The sequence below is a fragment of the Paenibacillus polymyxa genome, from assembly GCF_018614975.1.
Classification (GTDB): Bacteria; Bacillota; Bacilli; order Paenibacillales; family Paenibacillaceae; genus Paenibacillus; species Paenibacillus polymyxa_E.
Genome location: NZ_JAGGNR010000011.1, coordinates 41,171 through 60,979 on the forward strand (window position 1 = coordinate 41,171; position 19,809 = coordinate 60,979).

At 46.1% G+C, this 19,809-nt stretch carries 3 protein-coding genes; all 3 read left to right on the top strand.

Going from position 1 to position 19,809, the window contains the following annotated elements; all coding sequences use genetic code 11:
* Nucleotides 1-13 precede the first annotated feature (13 nt).
* The 3 genes from J7E78_RS08845 to J7E78_RS08855 are packed head-to-tail and all read left to right on the top strand — an operon-like array spanning nucleotide 14 to nucleotide 19,749.
* Nucleotides 14-3,784 (top strand): condensation domain-containing protein, encoded by a 3,771-nt coding sequence (locus tag J7E78_RS08845; protein WP_215075868.1) that lies wholly within the window; start codon nucleotides 14-16, stop codon nucleotides 3,782-3,784.
* Complete coding sequence (locus J7E78_RS08850; RefSeq protein ID WP_215075869.1) at nucleotides 3,774-6,242, top strand: non-ribosomal peptide synthetase; 2,469 nt, start codon at nucleotides 3,774-3,776, stop codon at nucleotides 6,240-6,242. The genes J7E78_RS08845 and J7E78_RS08850 overlap by 11 nt, the downstream gene beginning before the upstream one ends.
* On the top strand, nucleotides 6,235-19,749 hold the full coding sequence (locus J7E78_RS08855; RefSeq protein ID WP_215075870.1) for a non-ribosomal peptide synthetase: 13,515 nt from the start codon (nucleotides 6,235-6,237) through the stop codon (nucleotides 19,747-19,749). Before J7E78_RS08850 ends, J7E78_RS08855 begins: the two co-directional genes overlap by 8 nt.
* Nucleotides 19,750-19,809 lie beyond the last annotated feature (60 nt).

Consider the following 19,809-nt stretch of genomic DNA (forward strand, 5'->3'; position numbering starts at 1 on the left):
AGAAACCGTTCGAATGTCATTTCATACTAGCCTCCAACGTTTTATAAGACATGAGCTCCCGGTTCAACAACTTTCAATATCCATGCGGGCAATGACCACTTCCGGGACTTGGAATGAACATTGGACCCAACCGACTGCTTCCAGCGTATTGAAAAAACAGGAACATTTCAAATATGGTCAGAGAGCGAAGTTGTGGGATTCACAACCAATTCTTTCGGCGGGGGAACCAGCAATTCTGATAGGCAAACCACTTGATTATGCAGGACATCCTAAGACACTCATTGAGGCTTTTGATCTGACCGTCAGGAATCATCCAAAGAAGAAATTGCATTATAAGATGGAAAATGGGGAAGTCCGAATATCAGATTATATGGAATTGTCTCAGAATGCTGAACGCATCCTTCAAGGACTGAATCAACAAGGTGTCCGGCCAGGAGAATCCGTCATTTTGCAAATTGAACGCATAGACCACTTAGTAGCTGTACTCTGGGCTTGTATACTTGGCGGTATGAACCCAGCACCACTGAAGCCAGCCCTTCATTTGCCATCCGATCACGTGGATCACCACAAGCTGAAACAGGTGTGGAAGTTATTGAATTGTCCACTCATTGTAGGAGATTCCGCAGGTACTTTCGAAGGGGAGGGCAAACGTGAAGAAGCGGTGATTTCGGTAAATGAGCTGCTGCGGCATAACTGTTCTCAGGAAAGGCACAGTAGTGACCCGCATGCGCCTGTCCTTACCCTCTTTACATCAGGGACAACAGGTACTCCGAAGTGTGTCCGGTATCAGAATCGCCAGATCCTTGCGAATATTATAGGCATCAAACAACATCTAGGCCTGACTTCTGAAGAGATTACCTTGAATTGGATGCCTCTCTATCATGCTGGTGGATTGTTAACCAATCATATCCTCGGAGTTGTGTTGGGCAGTGAACAAGTGCTAAGTTCCGTTGAGCGTTTTTTGGATTCCCCCACTTCGTGGTTGGAAGATATAGAGGAGCATCAAGTCACATTCACCTGGGCCCCTAATTTTGCCTATGCACAGATGAATCGGCATGAAACCGTCCATGCCAGGCAATGGGACTTGTCATCTATTCGAACCATATTGAATGTAGGTCAGCCAATCTCAGCTCAGACAGGCAAAGAATTCCTTCATCAATTAGTTCCGTTTGGGCTTAGAGCTGATAGCGTTGTTCCTGCATATGGCATGACTGAGTTTTCGGGCAGTCTCTGCTTCAGCAGAACGTTTGATCATTCCGAGACAGGTGGAATTCAGCATATTGTTAAGGGGTCGTTGGATAGCAAAGTGATCTTTGCAGACTCCTCCAATACTGACGACACAATAGTCTTTGTCGAGATTGGAGAGGTGATTCCCGGCATAAGTCTGCGTATAGTAAATGATTGCAATGTTCCGCTTCCAGAAGCTCATGTAGGGAGAGTTCAACTCAAGGGAGATTCAATCATAACGGAATACTTCAAGAACAAGGAAGCAACTAACAACGTATTGACAGACGATGGATGGTTCGAATCAGGTGATCTCGGTTTTGTTAAAGGTGGAAAGTTGACATTAACAGGAAGAGAAAAAGATGTGCTGATCATGAACGGAAAAAATCTATACAACTATGAGATTGAAGCCGTGATGAAGCAAGTATACGGTGTTGATGCTGACTACGTGGCAGCAGCAGGAATATCTGGTGGAGAATCCGGCAATGATCAGCTGTTGTTATTTTATACACCCCAGAATGACGACGAAGGCTTAGATCTGTTCGTCATTCAGGAGATGAGAGGTAACATATCAAGACAATTTGGCGTCAATCCGAGGTTTATCGTACCGGTTAGCAAAAGGGAATTCCCTCGTACACCTACAGGTAAAATCCAGCGGCTACAACTTGTAGATTTACTTCTTGATGGCCAATTTGATGAAACACTCAACCGAATAGAATGTATGCTGCATGAACGTCAGCAGGCTCAGATGATGATGGAAGAAGAGGTTGCAGCAGCTTCTGTTGAACAGGCAACTCGGGTACAGGTGGAAGAAGAGGGTTCCGGGGGAGCACAGATCCAGCAGGGCAAGCTGTGCATTATTCACTACACATCAGAGCAGGATGATTGCCATGAGGCTTTGGTGTACACCAAAGTACGTGAATATGTAAAGGAACACAATGTTCTTCTTGACCGAATTGAAGTGTACAGACAACCTCATGTGGGTGAAGGAGCATCGGTCTCTTCTGAGCACTATCCATTTCTTGAAAAAGCATTTCAATCGGTCTTGGGAGTAACCCAAGTGACCAACCATGATGATTTTTTTCAACTCGGTGGGGACTCCCTTCGCATGACTCGTCTGCTCGCCATGATTGCTTCAGAGTATAAGGTGCGTATTCCGGTACAGCGTTTTTTCAGACAAGCAACGATCAATGGAATTCTTCAGGAATTGCAGAATGCGGAACCGTTGAAGAATCATATTCCTATCCCGGTACAGCAGCAACGAACAGAGAAACTTCCGCTTACATTGAAACAAAAAAGCCAATGGGTTCTGCACACGATTGCTCCAGAGAGCGCCTTTTATACCAATACTTTTTCAATTCACTTTACCGGTGTTTTTCATATATACAGACTTCAGAATGCTGTACAAGCACTGATTATGCGGCATGAGGCCTTGCGTGTTCGCTACGGTATTCAAGATGGGGAACCTTATCAATATGTTACGGAGCTAGGATCTGAAATAGAAATTAGACGGATAGATCTTACCCAGCTTCAGGAGAATGAAAGGCATGTTGGAATCAGGATGGAGATTGATCGGGAAGCAAACTTGCGGTTTGACCTTGTGAACGATGCATGTCTTCGTATGTGCCTGATTGATTGCAGCCCGGACAAGCATATCCTGGTTGTGTCCATGCATCACATTATATCTGATGGCTGGTCAGTGGAGATTTTTACCAACGAATTGGTGCAATTGTATAACTCGGAGTTGGGAGATTCGCAGCGAATGTTATCACCACTTTCTGTCTCCTACTCGGATTATGTGCTGTGGCAATCCTCCATGGAGCAGGGCAGTGATTCTCCCCTGTGGGAACTAAAAGAGTACTGGATCAATAAGCTAAACCGAACATTACCTATTATACAGGTACCCTGTGATTTTCCATATCCTGAGGCCAGAGCGTACAACGGAAATACGATCGAACGTATCGTAGATTCCCAGTTGACTTCCAGGACATTAGCGAAGGCAAACCGGTCAGGGGTTACGCTCTTTATGCTCTTATTCGCGGTGTATGGCTACCTAATCCATCGTTTTAGCAGACAGCCCTATATTCCCATTGGTACCGTAATGTCCAACAGGACCCGTGCCGAGGTGGAGGGTCTCATTGGATTTGTCGCGAATACCGTTATTTTATCCGTCGAGTTTAGTGAAGATATGACGTTTGATGATCTGCTGGAACAAGTTAAAGGAATGTCCCTGGATGCCTATCAACATCAGGAAGTACCTATAGAAATGCTGCTACCTGACCTTTCGTATCATACGGCACCGGGATCAACACCGGGTTTTCAAGTCATGTTCACACTGCAAAATGAATTTACACACCAATATCAGCTTCAGGACGTATCTGTACAGTTGATGATTGAAGCAGGAAGTACTTCCAAGTATGACTTGATTCTACATGTATATGAAGAGTCCGATATTCTTAGGCTGCGTATGGAATACAACACGGATTTGTACAGAATGGAAACCATCGAAAGGCTTCTTCAATTCTATATCACCATGCTGGAAGGGGTTGTTGAGCATTAAGCTGTCGAGTCTGAATACATTGCCTGATACCGAGAGGCGTATACTTCTGGAGCAATTCAATGATACGAAGACCACATACCCGCGAGAAGCAACACTGATCAGTTTGTTTGAGGAGCAGACGAAACGATCCAGTGAACGGGTTGCCTTGCGTTATGAACATACGGAGATGACGTATGCATCATTAAATAGTAAGGCCAACCGCTTGGCGTTATATCTTCGACAGCAAGGCGTGAAACCAAATCAGGTTGTAGGCATTTTGTTTTCACGTTCACCCGGTATGGTTATCAGCATTCTTGCCGTACTTAAAGCAGGTGGAGCTTATATGCCGATTGATCCCGAGTACCCGAAGGAACGTATTCAATACATGCTTGAAGATAGCAAAGCGCAATTCTGTATTACGGAAGAGCAGGAGTATCTGCCTGAAGAAATGTCGATTAAGGCAATCGTTCCAGACCTGCTGGATGACGATGGGATAGAGGGCAACTTCGCTACAAATCCGAAACAAGTGAATCGACCATCGGATTTGGCTTACATCATCTACACATCAGGATCAACGGGCAAACCAAAAGGGGTCATGATTGAACATTCCAATGTGGTCAGGCTGCTTTTTAATGACCGAAACTTGTTTGACTTCAGTGAAGAAGATGTGTGGACACTGTTCCATTCATTCTGTTTTGATTTTTCGGTATGGGAGATGTATGGGGCGTTATTGTATGGTGCCAGATTAATTATAGTTCCTCTGAATGTGACAAGAGAGCCAGCACAATTCTTATCATTACTACAGAAGGAACAGGTCACCATTTTGAACCAAACTCCGACTGCCTTTTACCGAATGGCTAGATTGGAAGTACAGTCAGACTTGGATACACCGCTGGCTGTTCGAAAGGTGATCTTCGGTGGAGAAGCTCTTCAACCTATACAACTACTGGAATGGAAGAAGAAATATCCTCAAGCTCAACTAATTAATATGTATGGAATTACGGAAACCACGGTACATGTGACATATAAGGAAATGGAATGGGATGATATCCAAGGTAAAACAAGCAACATCGGGAAACCCATCCCTACGCTTCAAATTTATATTCTCGATGAACAGCGGGAATTGGTTCCGATCGGTGTGGAAGGGGAGATTTATGTTGGCGGTGAAGGCTTGGCTAGGGGATACCTGAACCGAGAAGAACTGACCGCCGAACGGTTTGTTCCCCATCCCTTTGCCCCCTCGCAGCGGTTATATCGAACTGGAGATCTCGCCCGCTGGCAGATGAACGGTGAACTTGAATATTTGGGAAGGATCGATCACCAAGTGAAGATCAGAGGTTTCCGAATTGAGCTTGGTGAAATCGAAACCAGACTTTTGGAGATAGGTGGAATACAGCAAGCAGTTGTTACGGTGAGGGAAGGGGATGCAGGAGAGAGCGTTCTTTGTGCATATTATGTCTCTGAACGACTTCAGCAGAGTAAAGATTTACGAACAAAGCTGTCTCACCATCTGCCGCAGTATATGCTGCCTGCTCACTATATTCAAATGAAGGCCTTGCCAATGACACTGAGCAACAAAGTCGATATCAGAGCGCTTCCCGCTCCTATCGACAGTGTGACTCCAATGGATGTTACCGATTTGGTTATGCCAAGCCATGAACTGGAATGGCAGATGCTGAACATTTGGCAGGAGATGTTGGATAACCGCAATATGGGGGTAGAGTGTGATTACTTTGAGCTTGGCGGAGACTCCATTCGTGTAATTGAACTGATCAGCCGAATGAACAGAGAGCTTGGACTTCATATCCAAATTGCTGATATGTACGATTATCCAACGATTCGCGAACTGGCTAAACATCGTACTTCTCTTCATGCACCCGATAACGTCCGGAACGAGATTGAGATGGAGTTATTACAGATGCGTACAGAGTGGCTGGCGAACCCGACATTACGAGCCTTGTTACCCTCCAATGTGGAAGACGTGTATCCCATGAGCGATATTCAGCAGGGAATGGTGTTCCATTACATGAAAAATGAAGGTCTGGGTGTATATCACGATCAGTTTATATATCAGATTCATGAGCATCGAATTCAGGCGCTGAATCTTCGCAAAGTCATGATGGAACTTATAAACAGGCATCCGATTCTGCGTACCGGTTTCAATATTTCTGATTTTCCCGTACCTGTCCAATATAGTTGTGAACGTATACATTTTGATATTCAGGAGGTCCTACTGGATAGTCTGGATAGCGAATCGATAGAACAGGAAATTCGGAAATACATGGAGCTTGACCGGAAGCGGCCATTTGATATCCAGCATGCTCCCCTCTGGCGTCTGGTGATTTTCACCTCCCAGGAGGAGTCATATGTGGGGTGGATCTTTCATCATGCCATTCTGGATGGATGGAGCGTTGCCGTCTTTATGTCGGAATTACTGAATTTGTACGGTGCTCTCAAAGGAGGGGAAGTCAGTGCCTGATCCGTTAAAAACGAGCTACAAAGATTATGTTATAGATCAGATGGCCCAATCTAGAAATTCGTCCATTATAGAGTATTGGCGTGAAGAACTGGCGGATTATCGAAAATATTCATTCCCGGAACAGTCCGAGATTCATCATGGCAATTCAGTAGCCAACTCAACAGTGACTCTCCTCCCATCGGAACTGTACACCCAGTTAAAAGAAGCGGCACGTAATCAGCGTGTTACGGTTAAATCCTTGTGTCTGTCTGCATTCGTCACTTCATTATATATGTTGTCCTATGAGGATGATATCCTGATCGGGCTTGTCGAGAATGGACGTCCTGTCCATGAGGATGGAGCACGCATATTGGGCTGTTTCCTAAATACCGTTCCTATGCGCATGCAATTTGACTCTCTGGTGAACTGGGGGGACATTACTCAAAATGTATATCATAAACAAGCCGCACTCAAAAAGTATGGCCGGTTGTCCCTTGTTCAGATTCTAAATGCAATTGGGGAGCAAAGCAGCCGAGAAAATCCGCTATTTGATATCGCCTTTAACTATATTGATTTTCATGTGTATGAGTCTGTGGAAAAAGGAATGTTTGAATTTAAATCTTACAGCTATGAGAAAACAAACACTCTCCTTGATTTTAGTATTTCAGTAACTCTTGGTGAGTTGTCCGTCAAGATGGTGTCATCTTATCCAACAGCTTTCACAGATCGGCTGCTTGACGTATATCTGAGGGTTCTTGGTTGCTTGATTGCCAAACCTGAACAGAAGATCGATACAGTCGATATTATCACGGAGGAAGAATACACGTTACTGGGAACTTACAATGATTCAACAGCCGAATACCCTTATGAGGCAACCGTTGTAGAACTGCTGGAGCAGCAGGTTATACAGCAATCTGAGCGAACCGCAATTGTCATGAGGGAGGAGCAGTTATCATACCGAGAATTCGGTATGCGAGTTGATCAGTTTGCAATTCAGTTGCTCGAATCCGGTGTTGAACCTGGACAGAATATTGGACTTATTTCAAGGCGGTCCATAGAAATGATAACGGCCATTTTCGCCATTTTGAAAGCAGGATGTACCTATATTCCGCTGGATCCGGAGTTCCCGACTGAGCGAATTCGTACCATACTTGTAGATAGTGATGTGGCTGTACTTATTGCTGAGAAAGATCTGTTCATCAGCGGCTATGAAGGCAAGCAGATTAATCTGGTCAAGCAAGAACAGATGCAGAGTGACGGCGAGCGGCAAGCTGTGGACATGTTCACGAAATGCCACAGATCCGCTGAAGATGTGGCCTATATCATGTATACATCGGGGTCTACAGGTAAACCGAAGGGTGTACAAACGACACACCGTAACATTGTGAAAACCGTAATCAATAACGGTTTTATGGATATTCATGAAACAGACCGGATGTTGCAACTCTCCAACTATGCATTTGATGGTTCAACATATGAAATATTCGGTGCTTTACTCAATGGAGCTACGCTAGTGCTGATTCCCAAGGAAACCGTCCTCAATGTGTCGGAGCTTGCTGATACGCTGGAGCGTGAACGAATCACTTCGGCTTTTATGACTGCTGTACTGTTCAATGCCGTTGTCGAGTGGGATGTTCAATGTTTGAAACATGTGAGAAGGCTTTTCTTTGGCGGAGAGGCTGGATCCAAAAAGCATGTGGAGAAGGCTCTGCAGGTTCTGGGGAATGATCGGATTGCTAACGGATATGGTCCGACGGAAACGACCGTTTTTGCAGCGACTTATCTGGTCAATCATCGTTTGCTGGATTATAACACTGTTCCCATCGGAAGACCTGTTCACAATACCCAGGCTCATGTAATGAATCGAAAAGGACAACTTCAACCTGTTGGAGTACCTGGCGAGTTGTATATTTCCGGAGATGGGCTTGCGCAAGGTTACCTGCATCAGGCTGAGTTGACCGAAGAACGTTTTGTAATCGGCTCTGCTGGAGAAAGAATGTACAGAACAGGCGACCTCGTTCGCTGGCTGCCGGATGGAAACCTCGAGTACATGGGAAGGTTGGATCAGCAAGTGAAGATTCGTGGAAATCGGATTGAACTTGGCGAAATTGAGAGCAGGCTATCCAGGATTGAATCGATTCAGGATGCTGTGGTCATGACAGAGAAGGATGAGCAGGGACATACCTATTTATGCGCGTATATCGTCCCGAGTGATAACAAAACTCCTGTGTTGGATTGGAAAAAAGAGCTGAGGCAGAGCCTGCCTGAATATATGGTTCCCAATACGTTCGTTACACTGGAAGCCTTCCCCATGACACTGAACGGTAAGCTCGACCGGAAGGCACTTCCCAAGCCCACGAGAAGACAGACCAACCATTTCGTTGCTCCGGCTAATGTGTTTGAAGAGAAATTAGCACGTATCTGGGAAGAGATTCTGGATATACAGAGCGTCGGAGTAGAGGAGCATTTCTTCGAAATTGGAGGGCATTCACTTAAAGCTATGATGCTTGTGGCCAGAGTGCAGAAGGAAACCGGCGTAAAGGTTTCACTACAGGATGTATTCATCATGCCTACGATTCGGGAGATGGCCATGTGGATCATGGCAGCACGCTCGACAGACCACCCTGGAGAAGAACTTGTGCCCATACCCTACAGGGACACGTACCCGGCGTCTTCTATCCAACAACGGATGTACATTGTTCAGCAAATGGAAAATGCAGGTGTAAGCTACAATATGCCTTTCCTGCTTCGGTTAAATGGCAAGCTGGATGTGAATGCCTTGGAGAGATCAATGCAGATGCTGATTCAGAGACATGAGGCATTGAGAACTTCATTCGAGTTACACCATGGTGAACTGCGGCAGCGTATTCACGGACCTGATCAGATATCTCTTGAACCGTTGCGCCTCGAAAAAGCCCCATTAGCAGAGACGGAAGAATCGGCTATCCAGACGTTTGCTGAACAATTCATCCAGCCATTTGATCTGGGAGAAGCTCCTTTGTTCCGAAGAGGTTTACTTCGGCTTAACGAGGAGTGTCATGTGCTACTGCTTGACCTGCACCATATTATTTCGGATGGACGATCCATAGAGATCCTGATATCCGACTGGGTTCGGTTATATCAGGGGCAGTACCTTTCGGACCTGAGTGTGCAGTACAAGGATTATGCTGTCTGGGAACAGGAGAAATATCTTCAACAAGAGGCATATAACAAAAGTCAGGAGTACTGGTTGTCCTTGTACAAAATCGAAGTCCCTGTTCTTGAAATACCAACAGATCATCTGCGCTCGCCGATCCGCCGTTTTGAGGGAAGTCGTGTGAACTTAACGTTAGAGTCTGCTCTCGTGAGTCAATTAAAAGATGCAGCAATGACCAATCAACAGACCTTATTTATGCTTATGATGGCATCCTATCAGATTCTGTTGTCCAAATATGCGGCGGCAGAAGATGTTATAGTGGGCACTCCTTTCACATGCAGAGATACCATCCAGCATGAACAAATGGTAGGCATGTTCGCCAACACGCTGGCACTTCGAAGTGAACCCAAGGCAGAACTGACGGTAAGTGTATATCTGGAGAAGATGAGAGAAATTACGCTGGCAGCCTATCAATACGGCCGATACCCACTGGAAGACTTGATAGATCGCTTGTCACTGCCGTTTGATTCAAGCCGACATCCATTGTTCGACACGATGTTTATGCTACAGGATTCGGCAACAGCACAGATGCATATACCGGGACTTGAGATCGAGTATGCAGAGTGGGATCATCATGCATCAAAATTTGACATGACATGGGTCTGCACATTATCCGAAGATGATATGACGTTATCGGTTGAATATCGAACTGATCTGTGGGAGTCACATACCGTAAAACGGATGTTACAACATTATGTACATTTGCTGCAGCAGATCGTAACTGTCCCGGAACTGAAAATTGGGGAGCTGGAGCTTGTAACCGAATCTGACATTGCACAGATAAATGAATGGAATAACAGCGATGCTGATTATCCTCAAGATGCTTCTGTGGCTGAGTTGTTTGAGCAGCAGGTTGAGCTCGGCAGCGCGAATCCGGCTGTCGTGATGGACGGGGACCGGGTTACGTATCAGGAGTTAAATCATCGCGTGAATCGTCTTGCACGACACCTTATTTCACAGGGCGTTCAGCCTGGGCAACGTGTCGGGCTCATCATGGATCGCTCCATTGAGGTCATTGTTGCAATGCTTGCCATTGTCAAGAGCGGGGGGGCATACGTCCCTATTGACCCGAGCTTTCCAGCGGACAGGAAGACATACATGCTGATGGATAGCGGGGCAAGATGGCTGATTGCAGACCATCCTGATCAGATCCCCAACTATAAGGGTGAAGCTCTGATTTTTAATGAAAATGTCTGGGCACACGAATCCAATCAGAACCCGGTTTTCATCCGTAATAATGTGAATAACAGCGCATATGCCGAGTCTTCTGGACCGGAAGATCCCTTATATGTCATGTACACCTCTGGTTCCACCGGAACCCCAAAAGGGGTAATTACGACACACCGCAATGTGATCAAGACGGTAATTCATAATGGTTACGTGGATATCACCCCTGACGACCGCCTGCTACAGATATCTAATTATGCTTTTGACGGATCGACTTTCGACATCTATGGTGCCCTGTTACACGGTGCTGAACTTGTTCTTTTGAAACGCGAAGAGGTGCTGGATGGGAGTGCGCTCGCCAAGGCCATTCGCGAACAACATATCACGATCGCCTTCATGACAACGGCACTATTTAACACACTGGTAGATCTGGATCCAGCATCCTTGAACGGGACTAGGAAAATTCTCTTTGGCGGTGAGAAAGTATCAGCGACACATGTCAAAAAGGCTGTTGATCTGCTTGGAAAGCATAGACTTGTACATGTATATGGCCCGACAGAAACGACGGTATTTGCCACATTTTACTCCATCGTTTCTGGTGAATACATTCCAATTGGTCAGCCAACGAATAACACAAAAGTGTATGTGCTGAACCATGAAGGCAAGCGATTGCCTGTTGGTATTCCCGGCGAGTTGCATATAGGTGGACAAGGACTTGCCCAAGGATATTTGGGACAACCGGAGCTCACCCGTGACAAATTTATAGCTAGCCCATTTATTCCGGGAGAACGTCTATATCGGACTGGAGATCTGGTTAAATGGCTGCCGGATGGAAATCTGGAATTCATTGATCGAATAGACCATCAAGTGAAGATTCGTGGCAATCGGATCGAACTAGGGGAAGTAGAGGGACGCCTGCGTAAGCTGTCAGGTATCCATGAAGCAATAGTGATGGCCGATCGTGACGATCAGGGTCACTCCTATCTATGTGCGTACACTCTACTTCAGGATGGAGAAGCCAAGCAGTCCTTTCAAGATCTGGTAACGATGTGGAAGCAGGAACTCAAGCAACAAATGCCGGAATATATGGTTCCAACTGTCTTTTCCATTTTGAGTGAGATACCGCTTACTGCGAATGGAAAGATTGATCGGAAGAAACTTCCGAAGCCGACGATTGTACGAGGGCAGCAATATGTTCCAGCAGAGAATCCGGTCCAAAAGAGCTTGATTGAGATATGGGAAAGTGTTCTAGGCATTAAGAAGATAGGAATACAGGATCATTTCTTTGAATTGGGCGGACACTCACTGAAAGCCATGTTGCTAGTAGGCAAGATTCATCAGGAATTTGATGTCAGACTTACCTTGCTGGATATATTCCAGACCCCAATTCTTCGGGACATGGCTGGATGGATTCTGAAGGCCGCTCGGAATCAATACAGAGCCATTGAGCCGGCTCCAGTGATGCAATCATATCCTGTTACTTCGGTTCAGAAACAGATTTATTACGCCCAACAATATGAAAACAGTGGAACAAGTTATAACATGCCGATGTTATTTGAAATCTCAGGAGCATTAGACACGGCTCGTCTGGAAGCATGTTTTAGACGGATCATCGCACGCCATGAAGCCCTGCGGACATCATTCAATATGGAATATAGCGAATTGATTCAACGCATTCATTCGATAGATGAAGTGAAGTGGAAGCTTGAAAGGTGGACTATGGATTCATTGGAAGCCTCGATCCAGGAATCTGATGGAACTGAAACAGATCCAATGTCTGGCGTGATGTCCACTTTTGTTAAGCCGTTTGATTTGGCAGAAGCACCGCTGATCAGGGCAAGTGTAATTGAATTCGATAGGGAACGGTATGTACTGGCGCTGGATACACATCACATCGTGTCTGACGGAGTATCTACTCATCTGATATATGATGAACTGTTTAATCTTTATCAGGTACGGGCACTTGATCCGATCCGTGTTCAATACAAGGATTATGTGATGTGGAAGCAGAAACAGCAGATGAGCCGTACCTATGAGGAAGCACAGCAGTTCTGGTTGGATCAGTACTCGGGATTTGAGAGTTCCGCAGAACTTCCAATGGATCGTGCACGTCCTGCCATCAGATCGTACCGGGGGGCATCCTATACATTTGGTTTGCCAAGTAAGAAGGTACAGGAGTTGAAAAGAGCAGCTGCCGGTTACGGGGCTACTCCATTCATCCTTCTTTTATCGGTGTATGGCCTGATGTTGTCTAAATATACGGGTGATGAGAACATCACCATAGGGGCACCGATTGCCGGACGAGAACATGTAGATGTAGAGCCGACTGTGGGGATGTTTGTAAACACGCTGCCTTTGAAGCTTAATCCAGCTGCTGATCTGACGGTTGGTGAATATATCCAGCATGTCAAAAAATATATGATGGCAGTACATGAACGTGGTATGTATTCTCTCAGTGATCTATTAGACAAACTTCATTTTTCTTTTCAGCCGAACCGCAACCCCTTATTTGACACACTGTTTGTACTGCAGGATATGACGCTTCCCGTCAAAACACTTCAAGATATATCTGTTCGCAAGTTGGATTGGCATGGACAGCAGGCCAAATTCGATATGTCCTGGGTATGGCATGAAGATGGGGATGAACTCGTGGCTGAGGTTGAATACAGTTCAGATTTATGGGACCGGGTTACCGTCGAACAAATGACTCGTCATTATGTTTATTTGCTGGAACAACTATTGAATAGCATGGATACGAAACTGCGTGAGCTGGAGCTGCTTACCCCGCTAGAACAAAAGTATTTTAGAGAGCTTAATAAAACCGATGCTGAATATCCAAGAGATTGGACTGTTACGGATGCATTTGAATCCATGGTATCAGAACAACCAGAACACGAGGCACTCCTGTACGGCACAGAGAGTGTGACTTATGGACAACTGAACGAACACGTAAACCGGATGACGGCATTACTCAAGCGACGTGGAATTAAGCCTGGTGACTACGTCGGACTGTTAACACATCGTAAACCGGAGATGATCATTGCCATCCTGGCGATATTAAAAGCAGGAGGAACGTATGTCCCTCTCGATCCCAAATTCCCTGAAGACCGACTAACATACATTTTACGGGACAGTGGAGCGCAGTGGCTCATCATGGAGCAGAATCAGACCCTTGATTCCTACACGGGAACAATCATCCCCCTGCTCGAACCACAAGTTTATGCAGAAGAGAGTTCAATACAGACACCAATCTCCTATTCAGCAGAGCAGCCTGTCTATGTCATGTATACCTCAGGATCTACCGGGATGCCCAAAGGTGTGATAACGAGTCACCGCAATGTAGTGAAAACCTGTATCAATAACGGATTTGTTGAAATTGGGCGAGAGGATCGAATGTTACAGTTGTCCAATTATGCATTTGATGGCGCCACATATGAAATTTTTGGAGCACTTCTTAATGGCGCAACACTCGTGCTTATGCCTAATCAACATGTTCATGATGTGTCGTATCTTACAAGCACATTGAGACAAGAGAGGATCACGAGCCTCTTCATGACAACTTCCCTGTTTAACACGGTAGTTGATTATGACGTACACAGTCTGCGTAGTATGAGGAAGCTGTTTATTGGCGGCGAAGCTGCCTCGGTGAATCATGTGATTAAAGCGTTGGATGTACTGGGAGAACATCGGATTGTAAATGGTTATGGCCCAACCGAGACGACCGTTTTTGCAGCAACGTATTCCATTGATGAGAGAGTAAGGGAAACCGGGCGTGTTCCCATTGGCCGAGCCATTCATAATACAAGGCTCTATGTATTGAATACATGGGGCAAGCTCCAACCTGTGGGAGTTCCTGGAGAATTGTACATCGGAGGCGAGGGTCTGGCTGCCGGATATCTGGGACAACCGGAGCTGACAGAAGAGAGATTTCTGGCCTGGCACATGGAAGGGGAAGACAGGGTCTATCGTACAGGAGACCTCGTAAGATGGTTGAAGGATGGCACCATTGAGTACTTGGGTAGATTGGATCAGCAAGTGAAAATCCGTGGAAATCGGATTGAGCTGGCAGAGATCGAGGAGCACATCCTTGCTCTAAAAGGGGTCAACGAAACTGTAGTTACTGCACATCGTGATGACCAAGGGCATTCCATGTTGGCGGCGTATGTTGTAATTGACCCTGCAAGTGTACTTGCCTTGAATGAAACGAAGAATGAGCATCAAGCGGAGAACTGGAGAAGAATCTTAAAAGAAACACTTCCTGAGTATATGATTCCATCCATATTCATCGAGCTCTCATCCTTACCGCTTACACGGAACGGGAAGCTGGACCGAAAAGCTCTGCCAAAACCTGACCTTGCTAGACTGTCTTCAAATTATGTGGCTCCTTCAACACATACGGAGAAGGAACTGGCACAATTATGGACTGAAGTTCTGGATCTCACCCAAGCGGGCTTGCATGATCATTTCTTCGAAATGGGCGGGCATTCACTAAAAGCAATGGTTCTCTTAGCGAAGCTTCAGGAGAAATGGGCCATCAAATTAAGCATGCCGGATTTGTTTAATGCTCCAACGCTGCAACAGATGGCCTCCTTGATTGACCAAGGGGATAAGCAGAATCATACTCGTATCCCGCGTGTCAAAGAACAAGACGATTATCCCGTGTCGTCGGCACAGAAGAGACTATATCTGGTGGAACAGTTCGAGGATACCGGGACAAGTTACAATATGCCCATGGTACTGAGGATAAACGGGAAACCCGATGTGATCCGTCTGGAGCTTGCGCTGAAAGGACTTATTCATCGGCATGAATCACTAAGAACCTCCTTTAGAATGGTTGATGGTGAGCTACGACAGCACATTCATGACCTGAAGGACATGCATTGGAAACTGGAACTTAGAGCCGAACCTGAAACGCTTGCTGGTCTTGAGAGGAATGAACAGCTGGCTCGGTATATGGGCACATTTGTCCGGCCCTTCGATCTTGGATGTGCTCCCCTTATGAGAGCAGGGTTATGTGTACTTTCAGACATAGAATATGTGTTGGTCTTGGACATGCATCACATTGTTTCGGACGGAGTGACGACCGGAATTCTGTATCAGGATTTTATTCAGCTCTATCAGGGACATCCTCTTGATGAGATGACAGTTCAATATAGGGATTACACAGTGTGGATGAGTGAACAGAAGAACAAGTCGGCCTACCTGACGAGTGAAGATTACTGGCTTAAACGGTACGAGAAAGACATCACTGTATTGGACATCCTCACAGAGGGTCGTCGCCCAAGCCGGCGACAATTCACAGGTTCTTCCCATACGTTTGAACTGAGTCCTCAGCTGAGTGGCGCAGTGAAACAGTTGGCACAACAGACAGATGCAACACTCTTCATGGTGATGTTGGCAGCGTATAACATTCTTTTGTCCAAGTACACGGGGGAAAAAGATATTGTTGTGGGCATTCCGTTTGCGGGGAGGACTCATACGGATATCTCTTCCGTTGCAGGTATGTTCGTTAACACATTGGCGCTGAGACAAGAATTGTGTGGTGATCTCCGGATTCACGAGTGGATCGGTCATGTGCGCAGGGACACGTTGCTGGCTTATGAACATGGAGAGTACCCATTGAATGAACTTATTGAGAAGCTGCAAATCGCAAGAGATCCAGAGCGCAATCCGTTATTTGACACCATGTTTGTTCTACAGGATGCCAAACCCCGGACGGTAGAACTGCAAGAGTTGCATATTGAACCTCTGGATTGGACGAGTAACACTTCTAAATTCGATATGACTTGGGTAGTTCACGAGAATCAGGAATCTCTTAAACTGACCATAGAATATGCGACAGACCTTTACGAACATTCTCAGATGGAAAATATGGCGCTTCATTATGAGCATGTGTTAAGACAAATATCCACCTCTCCGGACATATTACTGGACGAGATCAGGCTGATCACTCCCTCGGAAGAGCAGGAGATCCTGGAACAGTTCAACGACACTTACGCAGAGTATCCGCGTGATCGTACGATTAGCCAGCTGTTTGAAACCCAAGCATCGCTTCGTCCCCATCATACGGCGTTGCACTTTTATGGGGAGACGCTATCTTACCAGGAGCTTCACCAGAAGGCTTGTCAGCTTGCCAGCTATCTTGAGCAGAGCGGCTTAAGCCGTGGAGATGCTGTCGGCTTGTTGGCAGACCGTTCGATTGACATGATTGTGTCGATCTTGGGAATCTTGCGAGCAGGAGGCGTATATGTTCCGCTGGATCCATCCTATCCACAAGAGAGAATGATCTACATGCTCGAACACTGTAATGCAAGTATGCTCGTTGCTCCATCGGATAGACCTCTCCCTGGGTTCAAAGGGTTCGTGGTTCCATTGGAAGAGTCCAGTCGAACTCTATTAGAGAAAAACACATTATCCGTTCAATACGATGATAATCCAACGACATTACCGGATGAAGCGACCATGCCAGCGTACATTATGTATACTTCAGGATCGACCGGATTACCGAAAGGTGTGGTCACTACACACCGAAATGTCATAAAGACAGCGATGAATAATGGATTTATCCATATCCGTGAACAGGATCGGATGTTACAGCTCTCCAACTATGCCTTTGACGGATCAACTTATGAGATCTTCGGTTCATTATTGAACGGGGCAACGCTTGTACTGATCAGCAGAGAGGACATGCTGGATATCAACAAGCTTTCCTCAATTATGAAGGGGCAACGGATCACATCTGCCTTTGTAACTAGTGTACTGTTTAATGCGCTGGTCGATCATGATGTAACCTGTCTGCAACATGTGCATCGATTATTCGTTGGAGGAGAGGCACTTTCCAAATCTCATGTCATGCAAGCTCATCAATATCTGGGAGACGACCGGATCGCGAATGGGTATGGTCCGACCGAAACAACTGTTTTTGCAACGACATATAATGTTAGGCGTAATCTGGCAGGTCACAGTTCAGTTCCTATTGGAAGACCCATTCATAATACGAAAGCCTATATTCTCAATGCGCAAGGCCATCTTTTACCTGTGGGTGTAGCCGGTGAACTGTACATTTCCGGTGAGGGTGTAGCAGAGAAATATGTTGGGGATCCGGATCTGACGCTGAACAAGTTTCTGGAAGATCCATTCTGTCCCGGTCAACGAATGTACCGGACAGGGGACAGAGTCCGCTGGATGTCTGATGGCTGTATAGAATTTCTTACACGGATCGATCATCAGGTCAAAATTCGCGGACACCGAATTGAACCGGGAGAGATTGAGTCTAGGCTGATACAACATTCTGACGTACAGGAAGCGGTCGTTGTTCCCCGTCAGGACAATACAGGACATTATCTGTGTGCTTATATCGTTTCATCGGAAGGATTCCAAGAACAAGAGCTCAGAAAGTACGTTCAGCAGAGTTTGCCCGAATACATGGTGCCGTCGTATTTTGTATCGATCGCCAAGCTCCCGGTAACGCGTAACGGCAAGCTGGATCGAGGAGTTCTCCCGGCACCGGATCTGAACATCATAAAAGGGGATTACCGTGCACCTGTAACTCAAGAAGAAGAAATATTGGCCCAAGTCTGGTCAGAAGTACTGGGTGTGGAACGTGTGGGAATCGACGACAACTACTTTGTCCTCGGAGGGGATTCCATTAAATCCATACAGATTGCTTCAAGACTCACTCGTCATCAGATTCGACTACAGGTCAAGCATTTGATGTTGTATCCGACAATCGCGGAGTGTGCCGAGTTTTTGGAACCTATGGAAACGAGGAAAGAGCAACGAGACATCATTGAAGGAGACATCCCTCTCACTCCAATACAACAATGGTTCTTTGCACAGGGGTACAGCAACATGAATCACTGGAATCAATCCATGATGCTATACAACCGAGAAGGGTGGGATACGTACACGGTAAATGAGGTGTTCCATAAACTTTGTGAGCACCACGATGCGCTACGTATCCGATTCGATATCCAGCCGGATGGTGTGGTACAGCGTGTTTCCCCAATAGACAAGGATAAGGATTTCCCTGTGGAAATACATGAAGTGGAAGCTGACGGGGATCATGCCCACCTTGAACGTCTTGCAACAGCGATTCAATCCAGGGTGAACCTGGGACATGACTTAATTCAGCTTGGTGTGTTCAGAACACCTGAAGGTGACCATCTGCTTATTGCTATGCATCACCTTATTATTGACGGTGTATCGTGGCGAATTCTGCTGGAAGATTTCCACTGCATGTATCAGGCTATTCTCCTGGGTGACAAGATGGTGAAGTTGCCTGAGAAGACGGATTCTTATGCCTTCTGGAGTCGTGAACTTCAGAACGTAGCCACAGCGGAAGAGATGAAGCGTCAACAAGCATACTGGCACAAGCTAAATCAGAAAGCACTACAACTTCGCGATCATCACGATAAACCTGGTTTGCTCAAGCATAGCAAAATAGTGACTTTGGAAGTGGAACCTTACAGAACGCGACAGCTATTGACTGAAGTTCATCGTGCGTATCACACCGAAGTTATGGATATTCTTTTGACAGCCCTCTCCATGACGTATGCAAAAGACATTGTTATCGATCTTGAAGGACACGGTAGAGAAGGCATACTGGACCATGTGGATACCACAAGGACCGTAGGCTGGTTTACCACGATCTATCCTGTGCTTCTCCTTACAACTCATGAAGAACTTGGTGAAGCGCTGCGTCATACGAAAGAAATGCTTCGTGGCATTCCTGGCAAGGGAACCGGGTATTCAATCCTGAAATATCTGACTACCGGGTTCGCTTTTGAGGGGGCGGCGTGTGATCCCGACATTGTCTTTAATTATCTGGGGCAATTTGGAGGAGATACACAAGGCGAGTCGTTCGCCATGTCACCCTTGCCTATGGGGGAGTTGATCAGTCCACTTAACCGAATGTCCCATTTTGAAGAGTGGAACTGTGTTGTCGATCAGGGGAAATTCCAATTGATCCTTCGCTATGATCCTTCAAGAATGGATGAGAGAGAGGCTATGGAGCAAGTTACCCGCTATGGCTCGAATCTGGAGAGATTGATTGTACACTGCCTGACTCGTGAAGCCGAGGAATTTACACCCAGCGACTTTAGCGATGCAGATCTCACGTTGGATGAACTTGATGATATCTCGGATATCATTGGCAAGCTGTGAGCATTCCGGTGATTCCTGAGAATGAACAGGGGATCTCCGGGGCTCCTTCGGCTATCTATA